The sequence below is a fragment of the Paramaledivibacter caminithermalis DSM 15212 genome, assembly GCF_900142245.1.
GTDB classification, from domain to species: Bacteria; Bacillota; Clostridia; order Peptostreptococcales; family Caminicellaceae; genus Paramaledivibacter; species Paramaledivibacter caminithermalis.
This window is the reverse complement of sequence record NZ_FRAG01000002.1, coordinates 78,304-92,269: the sequence shown is the minus strand read 5'-3', so window position 1 is coordinate 92,269 and position 13,966 is coordinate 78,304. Positions and strand designations below refer to the sequence as shown.

The window sequence follows — 13,966 nt, the reverse complement described above, 5'->3', positions numbered from 1 at the left end:
GAATTTATTTTACATCATTGAATAAATGACAAGCCGTAAAGTGATCATTTTCTATTTCTTTTAATTCAGGTGTTATTTCATAACATTCTGGTTTTGCATACCTGCATCTACTGGCAAATCTACAACCTGATTTTGGATTAATAGGACTTGGAACTTCACCTTCTAGCTCAATTCTTTTGGTACTTCTAGCAGTATTAGGGTCAGGTTCTGGAATTGCCGACAGTAAAGCTTGTGTATACGGATGTAGCGGTTTTTTATATAATCCATCGCTTGAGGTTAACTCAACAATATGCCCTAAATACATAACTCCAACTCTGTCTGATATATGCTTTACCATTGAAAGATCATGCGCTATAAACAAATATGTTAATCCATATTCATATTGCAATCTTATTAAAAGGTTAACTATCTGTGCCTGTATAGAAACATCCAATGCTGATATAGGTTCATCACAAACAATAAATTCTGGTTCCATTGCAAGAGCCCTTGCAATACCAATTCTTTGTCTTTGTCCTCCAGAAAATTCATGGGGAAATCTAGATGCATGTTCTTTATTTAGTCCAACTAGATTAAGTAGTTCATATATTCTATCCATTCTTTCCTTACCAGTATATAAATTATGTATATCTATTCCTGACGCTATGATATCTCCAACTGTCATCCTTGGATTTAAGGAAGCATACGGATCTTGAAAAATAATTTGGGCTCTTCTAGTAAAGTCTTTCTTTTCCTTTCCCTTTAATTTATGTACATTTATACCATCAAAAACTACTTCTCCTCCTGTGGCACTGTAAAGTCCCATAACTGTTCTTCCACAAGTAGTTTTACCACATCCAGACTCTCCAACAAGACCAATAGTTTCTCCTTTTCTTATATTGAAGCTTACTCCATCAACTGCCTTTAAAATTGATTTTCTTCCCACCTTAAAATATTTCTTTAAATTCTTAACTTGTATTAAATCCTTTGTTTCAGCAGTTATTTTAGCTTGCTCCATTGATTTCACCCCCTACCATAAGCTCGTTAGGAACTTCTACCTTAGGTGCCATCGGATGTTGAAGCCAGCATGATACCTCATGTGTAGAAGTAATTTCAGTAGCATATGGCATAGCTTCTTCACAAATCTCCATACAATATTCACATCTAGGTGCAAATGGACATCCTACAGGTGGACTTACAAGGTCTGGAGGAGTACCTTTCAAGGAATATAGTTCTGATTTATTTTTTGTACTAAGCTTTGGTACCGAGCGTAATAATGCCCATGTATATGGATGTTTAGGATTATAGAATATCTCATCGGTTGTACCCCTTTCCACAATCTTTCCAGCATACATAACTTGTATCCTATCTGCTACATCTGCAACCACACCAAGATCATGGGTAACAAGTATAACTGCTGTACCTAGTTTTTTCTGTAATTCCTTAATTAAATCCATTATCTGTGCTTGAATCGTTACATCAAGAGCAGTAGTTGGTTCGTCAGCAATCAATATACTAGGATTGCAAGCGAGGGCTATAGCTATCATTGCCCTTTGTCTCATTCCCCCTGAGAATTCATGGGGATATTGATTAGCTCTCTTACGAGCATTAGGTATCTTAACAGTTTCCAGCATCTTAACTGCTTCTTCAAATGCTTGCTTTTTATTCATCCCCCTATGTATCATTAGGCCTTCTGCAATTTGTTTACCTGTTTTTGATGTAGGATTAAGAGAAGTCATCGGGTCTTGAAATATCATTGATATTTCAGAACCCCTTAATAATCTAAGTTCCTTTTCTTTCATATTAACAATATTTTTATCTTTAAAAAGTATAACAGAACCCTCTTTAATCTCCGATGGAGGTTCAGGAAGTAGCTTCATAATAGCCTTTGATGTTACAGTCTTTCCACAGCCTGATTCTCCTACTACAGCCAAGGTTTCTCCCTCATTTACATGAAAACTCACCCCTCTAACAGCTTGACACTCTCCAGCATATGTATGAAAAGAAACCCTCAGATCTTTTACTTCTAATATCTTTTGCATCTATAATCACCCTCACCTTTATGGATATTAGCTTTTAGAATTTACTGACGCAGTTTAGGATCTAATGCGTCGTTTAATCCATCTCCCATTAGATTGAAGGAAAGCATGGTTAAACTTATGAATAGACATGGAAAAAACAATTGATATGGATAAAACATAAGGTTTCCTTGAGCCGTTGCTGCTAAAGCTCCCCAACTTGTCTGTGGAGGTTGTATACCTAATCCAACAAAGCTTAAAAATGCTTCTTCAAATATAAACTCTGGAACAGCAAAGGTCATTCTAACAATTATTACTCCTAAAACATTTGGAATCAAATGCTTGAAAATAATTCTAGATGGGCTTGCTCCAAGTGAATGTTCAGCTAATATGAATTCCATCTCTTTAAGCTGCAGTATTTGCCCTCTAACTAATCTAGCAGTTGCAGTCCAAGATACTATTGTCAATGCAAATACTAATTGAAATATGCCTCTCCCTAAAAGAATCTGTATGAGAATTATAATTATTAATCGTGGAATACTACCAATTATTTCTATTATCCTCATTAAAATATCATCAATAAGACCTCCAAAGTAACCTGCTATACCACCAATAAGAATACCAATGGTTATCATAATGAAGGTACATACAATACCTATAATAATTGATATTCTTCCACCAATACATACTCTTGAAAACAAATCTCTTCCCATATCATCGGTTCCAAACCAATATGTAGTGTTTGGAGAAACATTTCTATTATTTTTATCTATAACCTCATATTCATATCCCGATATGTATGGTCCAAATATACATAATAAAGTAATAATTAAAAGTAATAAAGCTGCACCTACAGCTACTTTGTTTGATTTAAACCTTCTCCATACATCCTGCCAAAATGTTATACTTTTCCTATTAATCTTTTCTGCATCTAAATTTTCACAGCCTACTATCCTAAATTTCTCTTGATTTAATTCTATACTGCTGTTTATATTGCCTGTCATAACCATCCTCCTATCTATCACCCTTAGTAATTCTTATTCTAGGATCAACTATACCATATAAAATATCTACTAATATCAACGAAAATATGAATAAAACTGAATAAAGAATAGTTAGCCCTAATACCATGGTATAATCACTATTGGCTACAGAATCTACATAGTATTTCCCCAAACCTGGTACTGCAAATATTCTTTCAATAACGAATGATCCTGCAAAAATAAACATCAAGTGTGGTCCAAATAATGTAACAATCGGGATAATTGCATTTCTTAGCACATGTTTAATGATCAAATTAGTCTTTGAAACTCCTTTAGCCTTAGCTGTCAATATGTAGTCTTCTCCAACAACACTTAAGACACTGTTTCTCATATATTTACCAAACATTGCTATGCCAAAAAACGATAAGGCAATAGAAGGGAGGATAGTCTCCTTAAATCCACCCCATCCATAGATGGGTAATATATTGAACTTAACTCCAAATATATACTGAAGGAGAGATGCAACCACAAAACTTGGTACACAAATACCTAATATGACTACAACCATAGCAACTTGATCAATCCATTTTCCTCTATTGAATCCAGCTACAATTCCCATCAATAATCCTAATATCAACTCTATGATTATTGCCTGACCACCTATAATTGCTGACGTAGGCGCACATTCTTTAATTGTCTTATTTACAGATCTACCTATATAAATCAATGAATCTCCAAAATCGCCTTCTAGAATTAAACGCTTTAAAAACATTCCATACTGAACAATCAAAGGTTTATCTAATCCATGTTTCTCTTTGAAAGCCTTAACAGCATCTTCGGGTAAATATTTTCCTAAATTTTGTGGCGAAATTGGATCTCCTGGTATGCTGTGAATCAAAAAAAATGTTAATGTTATAATGATAAAAGTTGTCAATAATGCATAGCCAATCCTTTTAAAAATAAATCTGCACATTATTTCCCCTCCTTAGTAATATTAAATATAGAATAATTTTATTTTTTGAAATTCAATTCATAATTACAAATATATATTAATATTTTTTCATATTATTGAATATATATTACTAAATATTCACGATTATATATAAAAGCAACAATTATGCCAAAACATGCAATGTTTGAATTTGCTGTATTTTCATAATTTTAAAACAGTTTTATTTAGATAAAAATATTCAAAAAGCAAAAACGTCCCATTACAGGGACATTTTTAGACTTGTATTTTTACATTGTATTATTTTTTTTACAACAAGTTACGGTTTTGTATTTTCTATGGTTTCTTGTAACATTTCTTTATATTTTCTTGTACTATTCAATTCTATATTTCAATTTTATATCATACTTTTTAATTTTATTATGCAAGGTCTGTCTAGGTACCTTTAGTAATCTAGCAGCCTTGGCACAATTTCCATTTGATCTTTCTAAAGCTTTTATAACCAATCTCTTCTCATATTGTGACATAGCTTCTTTAAGAGGTGGAAGCTTACTGTAATCATCATATTTTACTTCTTGTTTTATTTCCCTTTCTTTATATTGTCTTATATGTAATGGTAAGTTAGCGATACCTATCTTATTTTCATCAGCAAAATTCATGATACTCTCGATTGTATATTTTAATTCCCTTACATTTCCAGGCCAATCGTATTTCAACATTACGTTCATACATTCCTTAGTTACTCCTGAAATGCATTTATTTAATTTTTTATTGTATAATTTTATGAAGTCTTCAATTAATAATGTCATATCCTCTAATCTTTCTCTAAGTGGAGGTATATGCAAGGCAATAACATTTAATCTATAATATAGATCTTTTCTTAGCTTGTTTTGTTGTATAGCCTTTATAGGTTCTTCATTTGTGGAAGCAATAACCCTTACATCTACTTTAATGGTTTTTTTTCCTCCAACTCTCCTGATAATACCATCTTGTAGAACCCTTAGAAGCTTGGCTTGAAGCTCTATATCCATAGAATTAATTTCATCTAAAAAAAGAGTACCCCCATCGGCCAATTCGAACAATCCCGGCTTATCCTTTGCACCTGTAAAGCTTCCAAGAGAAGTTCCAAAAAGTATGCCCTCTAATAGACTGTTTGGTATTGCAGCACAATTTTGTGCAATAAAGGGCTTATCTCTTCTTTGCATACTAGCATTGTGAATACCTTGTACTAATAATTCTTTACCTGTTCCAGTCTCACCATAAACCAAGATTGGAGATGAACTATCAGCAATTTTTCTTGCTTTCTTCTTAAGCTCTTTTATTGCATTGTTTTCTCCAATCATGTCATTTAACGTGTATTGGGTACCATTTCCCTTATATTCATTTCTATTTGAATTTTTCTTGAATAGTTCTTTTTGTAATGAAACAATCTTTTCAGATAATTCTTTAACATTGTCAAATGGTCTATATATTTCAAGAGCTCCCACAAGTTTTCCTTCTTTTAGCAAAGGTATAGTCGATGTTACTGTAGTAACTTTTCTTTGTTGGTAATTAGTATAGGTTTGTACATAATCAATTATTGGTTGCTTAGTCCTAAGCACATGATAAAATGTACTAGTTTCACTATTTAAATCTGGGAAGATATCTAAAATATTTTTGCCAATAGCTTCTTCATTGGAAATACCAGCTATACTTGTTGCTGGTTCATTATAGAAAGTTACATTTGCATTTGTATCCACAACTATTATACCTTCATCCAAATGGGTAAGTATTGCTTCTAATAAAAACTTATGGTCCAAACTTCCTCATCTCCTTACATCATGGTTTATATTACAAATATAAATAAATATCTATATATCTTATGAATTTTAAAATTTTTAATAATTTTCTATAAATACAAATTATTAATTCTACATTTTTCTTCAAAATCCCTTTAATTTTATTTATGGAAATTTTATAAATAAAAACTCAAGGTTCTAAAGTCCTTGAGTTTTTCAGTAAATTTCTTCTTTATAAATAATAGATTCCATCAATAGAAAATATCTCTATAAGTATTATGAATTTACTCATCACATTACCATCTTCTATAATGTATATTTATACTTCCACTTTGAAGCATTTTAAAAAGCTTATTTTTGACAATATCCTTAAATACCTCTCTTGTAGCAGGAATAACTAGGCTAAATCCCAATATATCTGTTATAATTCCTGGGGTAAGTAATAAGGCTCCACCCACCAAAACACATAAGCCATTTATAAGCTGATCTCCAGGCATTCTGCCTTCATTCAATTCCATCTTTATTTTAGTAATTATTAATCTTCCTTGCCCTTTAGCTAGATATGCCCCAATAATCCCTGTAGCTAATACTATAGAAATAGTAGTCCATACACTTGTTATGTTTGACAATTTGATCAATAAAAACAACTCTACTATTGGAGTTATAGTAAAAAGCAAAATTAATCTAAATAACATAGTCTATCTCCTTATAAAGGTATTTACTGATATTTTATATCATTTTTCCCTTCTTTTAAAGGCTTATTTAGTTTATATTTTTATCTATTACATCCCATATTTCTTGGATTTCAAATCCTCTTCTCCATGCTGCTACTCCTGCAAGATTATACTTTTTTACTAAGTCAGTCTTTAGCTTAATAGATTTTGTATCTTCAACCCAGATTTTGTGAATTTTATTGTCTTCGATATATACTGCATAATATTGTCCTGCCTCTTTATCCCATAATTTAATAATATCATTCCTATTAAGTATGTTTCTAACGACATTCATGGAAACAGCCTTGGATTTTACATCCATTTTATTGGGTTTCGTATTTGATGGAGTTTCAATCCATATTCGAGTATAAAATGGAACTCCTAATAAAAGCTTTTCGGCTGGTACCTCCTCAAGTATCCTCTCGATACTTCTTTCTACCCATGGTAAAGAAGCTACTGAACCACTAACAGGACTTGATGCCCAATGCTCGTCATAGGTCATAACTGCCATATAATCAACGATTTCTCCCAAAGCCTTTCTATCAAGGAATCTTGACCAATTATCACTCCCACCTATTACAGTTACATCAATTGATACCACTAAGTTATTATCATGGAAAACTGGTGTAAGCTCCCTGATAAACTGTACCAACAGTTCTTTATTCTTCAAATATACATTTTCAAAGTCAATATTTATTCCATCTATATCATTAGCTTTCATTAGCTTTAACAAGTCATTTATAACCCTCTCTCTAGCTAAAGAACTATTTAAAAACTTATCTGTAAGCTTAGGATCAAAGGAATTGGAAAATAGTGCCCATATCTTATATCCTCTTTTTTTAGCCCAGTCAATATAATCCTTGCCTATATTATGCTTCAGTCTTCCCTCGGGACTTATAAGTCTTATCCATGTGGGGGATATAACATTTAGACCACTCATATCCTTTATTTTTTTTGTATCTGGATTTTTAGAATATACACTTTCCCATGCAAGTAATATTTTTCCCTTCTCAGGCTGCCAAATTGATTTACTTACTTTAGGCTTAGCACCTGCAATCTCTTGTATATTTTTAATGTATTTTTCCTTAATAAAACCTTCATAACCTTCATTGGTCAATATTCGTACCCATCCGTTATCTTGATTAATTATTTCAATTTTATCTCCTTTATTTAATTTCCCAGCAATTTCAGCCCAAATATTTTTATCCTTTTTCAACATAACATTATTTCTACTGGTTTCACCAATTAGCTTATTGTCTAAATAACTCTTAATAACTATATTATTAGTACCTTCTATGATTTTACTTTCAATATTCAATTCTTCTTTTATCTTATCTATTGGTATAAAGGGTTGCCCATCCTTAATAATCATAGGTTTAATATGATTTGCTTCTCTATTATTTATCTTGACTTCATCAGTGTTACCATAAAATCTTATTACTTTATCTAACGTTGTTATTATTGCTACATTATCCTCTACATCAAAATGAGTTTTTACATATAATTTTTCAGATAATATATCCATAGATAAATATATTGTTTTATCATTATCTACTATAAAACTATTATCTTCATTCTTATATTCAATTAAGGAATCAGGCTTCTTTATCATTAGTTTTTCATCTCTAGTTATACTAACGACAGGTTTAACTGGCATACTGGCATTATAGATAATAAATATCAATGTAATGAAAGTTATTGAAAGAAATACTGCTATAGCTATATTGTTTTTTTTCAAAATATTTCCCCCTTTTTCTATAGCTGGATAATATAGAATATGCTAATATAAGTATAAATATATTTACATTTTAAGGTGAAGAAGCGTGTATTAATATAGAGTATTGGTTATATAGATTTGTTTTTACATATATTACCACAGAAGAATTCTTCTTCTCTCTTATTGTAATATTTAAAGGGTTCCGTAATCAATCTAAAAATTTTACCAACCCCTCCAAATATGTAAATCTCAGAATCATAAAGCATTTTTGAAATTGAATTATTTTACCATGATTGATATAAAATAAAAACTACTCTAAATTTTCTAGAGTAGTCTTTAAAATCTAAATATCTGTAAATATTTTGGCGGAATCACCTCTTAGACCTTTGTTAAATAACTCCTTAAGCTATTAATTCTTTGGTGGGGTCACCTCGTTCTGATTTTTCAGTTTAGCTTTGTTTTTTAAAGAGTTAATCTTTTGGTGGAATCATCTCCTTCGTTGTTTGTATTATATATACCACAAAATATTTAGCTTAAACATATTTTTTGAATTTTTTTATAAATGATTAGTTGACTCTCCAAGCTAGTTAATTAACTATCTCTATTTCATAGTTACATTCAAATGTTTTACCGACATCTAATATTTGTATTCCTTTTTTATCTTCTAATCTTTTATTAGAATCTACCATATCTGCTATTCCATACCATGGCTCTATGCAAAGAAATGGAGCCTTAGGTGTCCATATACCTAAATAGGGAAAACCTTTAATTGTAACTTTTACCTTTTCATTGGTCTTGTTATCAGTAATACATACTGAAGCTGATCGAATTTCATCAAAAACAAGAGCATCCTCTTCAAATAAATCATATGTCAATAAAAACCGCTTTTTATTTTCTGTAATTGCTTTTCTTTTATTCTTTATAAGTCCATTGTCTAAATTTACAATATAACTATATAAAGTTTCTTCATACTCAAACTCAATATATTTATCTCCCTCAGCTATATTACAATTAAAAGCTGGATGAGCCCCTATTGAAAAATACATTGCTTTAGTGTCATTATTTTTAACTTTATATATAGTATTTAGCTTCTTGTCTTTCAACTCATAAATTACATATAATTCAAAATTAAATGGATACATTTCCAATGTTCTCTCACTACTTTTAAGGAAATATTCAAGTCTTTTATCTTCTTTTTTAAGAAGTTGAAAATCAAAATCTCTAGCAAAACCGTGCTTTGTCATTTTATAGCTTTTCCCATTAAAAGTAAATTCACCATCTTTTAAACGACCTACAAAAGGAAATAATATTGGTGCGTGTTTTCCCCAATATTTTGGATTTGCTTGCCATAGATACTCTTTTTTATTTTGTAATGATTTTAAACTGCAAAGCTCAGCACCATGATTTTTAACAGATATACTTAAAAATTTATTTTTTATTGTTTCCATAATATCTATCCCCCTTAATATATATAAATACATTATATATTAAATGGATAATTTTGGCTATATATCTGTAGCGGGAAACCATCTACTATATATATTTATTCAATCAACTCAATTCCTAAAGTTTTATAAAATTCATAATCAATATTATGAGTAATTCTCAGTCCTCTATCTTTTCTGAATTTTATTACATATCTTTTCATTCCGTCTCCATATATTCCATCAATATATAGGGGATAATACCCTAATCTCTTCATTCTTTTCTGAAGTTCATAAACATCGGAACCCCTATATCCAGGTTTAAGTATTCTGAATCCATTGCCAAAGGGACCAAATATTCCCCCCCATATTGTTACGGGTGTTCCTGTCTTGACTATTTTATATAACTCTTCAACATCATTGTTTCTCATACGAATACATCCGTGGGAAGATGCCCATCCTATAGAGTTTGGTTTGTTTGTCCCATGTATACCGTATTTACCCCAGGGTAAGTTACATTAAGTATACATTCCTATATATTATAAAAGAGTACTAATTCTCTCAGTGATATCAATATTATAATAATCATATTCATATGTAAAAATTTAATATTCCTTTTCTATCCAAGCATTTATATAATTAATGTATTTAACAAAATCCCCAAGATGATTTTTTAATATATCAATCATGATTCTTTCATCTACTCTCATATAATCATGTACTAGTATATTTCTGAATGAAATCATATTTGCTATTTTCTTAGCAAATTCCTTTGGTAATATTTTTTCTTTTTCTAAAAATAAAATGCTTTCTCTATATGTATCTGGCTTTTCCATATTTAGTGAAGATATTATAATATTTGAAATATCTATAATACATTCTATAGATATTTGCAGTCCTCTTTCAATTCCCCAATATTTTATCATATCTTCCTTTAAGTTTTCTTCGTTTATATTATCCGATACCGATTTTAATAGAATTAAATTTTTTTGTAATTCCTTTATCTTTAATTGTATTACTTCTAAAATACTTTTAGTCATATAGCTTTTCATCCTCCAATGTGTGGAACCACTGATTAATATATTTCATCTGTGTTTTCCTAAAATGCTCCATATCCATATATTCCTTTAAAACTTTAACTTCAAAATTCACCTTGGTTTCTTCGCTATCTTCATATAGAATTTTGCCATGCTTAATAATTTGATGTCTTAATACTGGATTTGCATCATTTAAAATCACCAGGTCAATATCGTCTCTTTTAAAGATTTCTACTAAATCTCCAATAATATTCAATTTAACAATAGGATTGTATTCTTTCTCTAAGAGTACAGCAATATCTAAATCACTATTTTTATTATTTTTGTCCTTAGCATAGGAACCAAATACATACATGAGCTTGATATTATAAAATGAAACAATCCTATTTAATTTTGGTTTTAATTTATTTCTGATCTCACATAAATTCTTTTGTGCCATATTCTATCCTCACTTGTATTTTAAAATTTTACTACTTAGCTGGGATAAGTTAAATTTATTTTACCATAGAAATATAATATATTCATCAGTTTATTGGATTAATAAAATTATAATGTATCTTAATCTTCTTATCTTCAAATATTTCTATCTTATCTACTAATTGCTCTAAAGCATATCTATCCAATTCTTCCATATTCATTATCTTGTTTACTATATTGCTTATTCTTTCTGATTCTTTTTTGTCCTTTTCATATTCATTAAGTCGCATTTTAATATTATCATATCTATTTTGTAATTTCTCCTTTTCAATGCTAAAATCCTTCTTCATCTCTAAAAATTCTTCCTCATTTATTAAACCCTTTACTTTATCGGTATATAAAGTATTAATAATAGTTTTCAATTCTCTAATTCTATTATCTAATTTTTGAATTTGATTATTAAATTCTTTTCTTAAATCAAATTTTGTTTCTTCATTTGCTGCTTTTACAAGTTTATTACTATTTACGTATTCGGATAAAGCTTTAATATCTTCAATTATTAATTGCTTCAAGTCCTTTTCTTTAATTCCATGTCTTGAACAATATTTTGAAGTATATCTTTTATAGGTTGAGCAAATCAAGTATAGTTCTGATGATGTTTTAGTATAGGTCATATAAGCTTTACAGTCTCCACAATAAACAAATCCTGAAAAAAGCCTGTTAGATTTCCTTCCTTTATATTCCTTATTATATTTTCTTTTCATCATTTCTTGAACATCTAAGAATATTTTTTTATTTACTATAGGCTCATGTGTATCTTCTACTATAATCCATTCTTTATCCGACAATGTCCTTAGCTTTTTAGACTTATAATTGACTTTTTTATATTTATTTTGAGCTAAGCAGCCCATATATGTAGGATTTTTAAGTATTGTTCTTACAGTATTATGATTCCACAGGCTTTTAATTACTGTTCCTTTGTAATTTGTTGTTCTTTGCTTATATTGTGTAGGACATATTACACCTTCATCATTTAAAATATGTGCTATTTTACTAATTCCACAACCATTTAGATACAGATGAAATATTCTCCTTACTATTGGTGCTGTTTCTTCATCAATTTCTAATTTGTTCTTATCGTCTTTACTCTTTCTATAACCAAAAGGAGCAAATGCCCCTATAAACTTACCTTTTTTTCTCTTAGTATCTAATGTACTCCTAACTTTAACTGATATATCCTTAGCATACATATCATTTATTACTGATTTAAAAGGTGAAATATCATTACCTGCACTATTTTTATATGTATCTATTGCATCATTAACAGCTATGTATCTAACATTATTCTCAGGAAAATATTTTTCTAAATAATAGCCTGTACTTATATAGTCCCTGCCTAATCTACTTAAATCCTTTGTTATAACTAAATTAATTTTTCCCTTCTCTATATCATTTATAAGTCTTTGAAAGTCTGGTCTATCAAAGTTAGTTCCTGTATATCCATCATCTATATATATATCTGCTATAGTCCATTCTTTTTCTAAAACGTATTTTATCAAATAGTCTTTTTGATTTTTTATTGATTCCGATTGATAGTCTCCTTCATCTTCCCTTGATAATCTACAGTATATCCCTACTTTAAAATCCTTGTATTTTACATCTATATCATCAAACATGTTTCTCACCTATTAACATGCATATTTTTCCTTAGAAAGCCTTTCTCTTAAAAGACTAATTAATATTTCTTCTAAAGTTTTTGTTTTGGAAAATTCTCTAATCACTTCATACTCTTTCTTTTTCATATTAATATCAAGCCCCCTTTATGAATCTTTATAATAAATATATTCAGCATTCCTTTAACAATGATTGTTTCTTTGCTACCTCTATTGTGAAATTAGATTTTTTAGCATTTTCTAAATAATTAAGACCTTTATTAATCACATTCATTAAACTGTCACCTAAGTCCTTTATATTGCTTCTAGCTGAATATGTAGTCAGATATCCCATTATCGAAGGAATAAGGACCTCTGATTCTCTTTCCAACTGCTTATCTCTAGTTATTAACTCCTTACCCTCAAAGTTTTTAAAAGTATCTTGAAGCCTTAACCAAGTTTCGTTTATATCACATCTGTCTTTTCTTGTATTGGTTAAATCTCTCATTGTAATCCATAGGGTAGTACAGTATTCCCACATTGGTTTTAATTGTTTAAAAGCCTTCTCTACTGTCTCAATTTCATGTTTTTTAAAGAATTTTCTTCCTAGCTGAAATTCAACATTCCATACATTTTCTATATCCATATTTTGTTTTTCCCATATATCAAAAAACCATGTTTTTTGCCTCTTTTGCTTTACTTCTAAAGTTTTATTATAGATTCTGCAAAATACATTTTTATTTTTTCCGCTTCCAAAAGTAAAGCCAGATAGTTTTCTGTCACTCCTGTAGATTTCATCACTTCTAAATTTACCTGAAAATCTATCTATATCACTTGATGTTAATTGTAATTCGTCGGTATGACAACATATATCTAGTCTAGATATTTTATTAGTTAATACTTCTCCTACATACTTGTTTATAAAGCTTTTAATATCTTCCCATGCCTTTCTATACCCTTTAGACCAAAGACATGCTGATTTTATCTTTACAAATACAGGGTATGAATCTCCGCTACTGCTTCTATATCTAGCTAATTTAACCTCGTATAAGTCATTATGTAGTATATATGCATGATGCCTTGACCCATTAGGTAATACTTCAAAGGTCATGTTTCCTATTTTCACTTGAACTTTACTTGCAATGCTTTCTTTTAACTTGTTTTTTGCTTCTTCTTTAAGTTCTTCTAGTGTCAAAAGCAAAGCATATGCTCTTATATCATAATCCTCTATGTCTATAGTTGCTATTAAGGTATCTATATTAGGGATAAACATACTATCAAATCCTTTCTATTGGGGTCATT

Annotated in this window: 13 protein-coding genes and 1 pseudogene; all 14 read right to left on the bottom strand. The window is 29.8% G+C overall.

Annotated features, from left to right (window positions below; genetic code table 11):
• Nucleotides 1–4: 4 nt before the first annotated feature.
• On the bottom strand, nucleotides 5–994 hold the full coding sequence (locus BUB36_RS01430; RefSeq protein ID WP_073146610.1) for an ABC transporter ATP-binding protein: 990 nt from the start codon (nucleotides 992–994) through the stop codon (nucleotides 5–7).
• Nucleotides 981–2,018 carry an ABC transporter ATP-binding protein gene (locus BUB36_RS01425; protein WP_073146609.1) on the bottom strand — a complete coding sequence of 346 codons (1,038 nt, stop codon included), beginning with the start codon at nucleotides 2,016–2,018 and terminating at the stop codon, nucleotides 981–983. Before BUB36_RS01425 ends, BUB36_RS01430 begins: the two co-directional genes overlap by 14 nt.
• Before the next feature lie 41 nt (nucleotides 2,019–2,059).
• A complete protein-coding gene (locus BUB36_RS01420) occupies nucleotides 2,060–2,998 on the bottom strand; it encodes an ABC transporter permease (RefSeq protein ID WP_073146608.1) in 939 nt (312 codons plus the stop codon).
• Nucleotides 2,999–3,008: 10 nt separating this feature from the next.
• Complete coding sequence (locus BUB36_RS01415; protein WP_073146607.1) at nucleotides 3,009–3,950, bottom strand: ABC transporter permease; 942 nt, start codon at nucleotides 3,948–3,950, stop codon at nucleotides 3,009–3,011.
• A gap of 350 nt (nucleotides 3,951–4,300) precedes the next feature.
• Entirely contained in the window at nucleotides 4,301–5,725 is a 1,425-nt protein-coding gene (locus tag BUB36_RS01410) for a sigma-54 interaction domain-containing protein (protein ID WP_073146606.1), read from the bottom strand.
• A gap of 275 nt (nucleotides 5,726–6,000) precedes the next feature.
• Nucleotides 6,001–6,399: an FxsA family protein gene (locus BUB36_RS01405; protein WP_073146605.1), complete on the bottom strand. Its 399-nt coding sequence runs from the start codon at nucleotides 6,397–6,399 to the stop codon at nucleotides 6,001–6,003.
• A gap of 67 nt (nucleotides 6,400–6,466) precedes the next feature.
• Nucleotides 6,467–8,155, bottom strand: coding sequence for a glycosyl hydrolase family 18 protein (locus BUB36_RS01400; protein ID WP_073146604.1), 1,689 nt, complete (start codon nucleotides 8,153–8,155; stop codon nucleotides 6,467–6,469).
• Between the two features lie 566 nt (nucleotides 8,156–8,721).
• Nucleotides 8,722–9,582: an aldose 1-epimerase family protein gene (locus BUB36_RS01395; RefSeq protein ID WP_242655696.1), complete on the bottom strand. Its 861-nt coding sequence runs from the start codon at nucleotides 9,580–9,582 to the stop codon at nucleotides 8,722–8,724.
• A 95-nt stretch (nucleotides 9,583–9,677) separates the two neighbouring features.
• A complete protein-coding gene (locus BUB36_RS20320) occupies nucleotides 9,678–9,956 on the bottom strand; it encodes a peptidoglycan-binding domain-containing protein (RefSeq protein ID WP_408633763.1) in 279 nt (92 codons plus the stop codon).
• A pseudogene (locus tag BUB36_RS20315) lies at nucleotides 9,939–10,055 on the bottom strand (L,D-transpeptidase); the annotation flags it as partial. The pseudogene BUB36_RS20315 and the gene BUB36_RS20320, both read right to left, overlap by 18 nt.
• Nucleotides 10,056–10,163: 108 nt before the next feature.
• Nucleotides 10,164–10,598 carry a type VII toxin-antitoxin system HepT family RNase toxin gene (gene hepT / locus BUB36_RS01385; RefSeq protein WP_073146601.1) on the bottom strand — a complete coding sequence of 145 codons (435 nt, stop codon included), beginning with the start codon at nucleotides 10,596–10,598 and terminating at the stop codon, nucleotides 10,164–10,166.
• Nucleotides 10,591–11,034, bottom strand: a complete 444-nt coding sequence (mntA, locus tag BUB36_RS01380) for a type VII toxin-antitoxin system MntA family adenylyltransferase antitoxin (protein WP_073146600.1) — start codon at nucleotides 11,032–11,034, stop codon at nucleotides 10,591–10,593. The genes hepT and mntA overlap by 8 nt, the downstream gene beginning before the upstream one ends.
• Before the next feature lie 85 nt (nucleotides 11,035–11,119).
• Nucleotides 11,120–12,688, bottom strand: a complete 1,569-nt coding sequence (locus BUB36_RS01375) for a recombinase family protein (RefSeq protein WP_073146599.1) — start codon at nucleotides 12,686–12,688, stop codon at nucleotides 11,120–11,122.
• A gap of 169 nt (nucleotides 12,689–12,857) precedes the next feature.
• A complete protein-coding gene (locus BUB36_RS01370) occupies nucleotides 12,858–13,937 on the bottom strand; it encodes a hypothetical protein (protein ID WP_073146598.1) in 1,080 nt (359 codons plus the stop codon).
• Nucleotides 13,938–13,966: the final 29 nt, after the last annotated feature.

What these genes read in the sequence shown, in the direction of transcription:
- BUB36_RS01430 (WP_073146610.1), bottom strand. Translation starts at nt 994, where the DNA reads ATGGAGCAAGCTAAAATAACTGCTGAAACAAAGGATTTAATACAAGTT.
- BUB36_RS01425 (WP_073146609.1), bottom strand. Translation starts at nt 2,018, where the DNA reads ATGCAAAAGATATTAGAAGTAAAAGATCTGAGGGTTTCTTTTCATACA.
- BUB36_RS01420 (WP_073146608.1), bottom strand. Translation starts at nt 2,998, where the DNA reads ATGACAGGCAATATAAACAGCAGTATAGAATTAAATCAAGAGAAATTT.
- BUB36_RS01415 (WP_073146607.1), bottom strand. Translation starts at nt 3,950, where the DNA reads ATGTGCAGATTTATTTTTAAAAGGATTGGCTATGCATTATTGACAACT.
- BUB36_RS01405 (WP_073146605.1), bottom strand. Translation starts at nt 6,399, where the DNA reads ATGTTATTTAGATTAATTTTGCTTTTTACTATAACTCCAATAGTAGAG.
- BUB36_RS01395 (WP_242655696.1), bottom strand. Translation starts at nt 9,582, where the DNA reads ATGGAAACAATAAAAAATAAATTTTTAAGTATATCTGTTAAAAATCAT.
- hepT (WP_073146601.1), bottom strand. Translation starts at nt 10,598, where the DNA reads ATGACTAAAAGTATTTTAGAAGTAATACAATTAAAGATAAAGGAATTA.
- mntA (WP_073146600.1), bottom strand. Translation starts at nt 11,034, where the DNA reads ATGGCACAAAAGAATTTATGTGAGATCAGAAATAAATTAAAACCAAAA.
- BUB36_RS01375 (WP_073146599.1), bottom strand. Translation starts at nt 12,688, where the DNA reads ATGTTTGATGATATAGATGTAAAATACAAGGATTTTAAAGTAGGGATA.
- BUB36_RS01370 (WP_073146598.1), bottom strand. Translation starts at nt 13,937, where the DNA reads ATGTTTATCCCTAATATAGATACCTTAATAGCAACTATAGACATAGAG.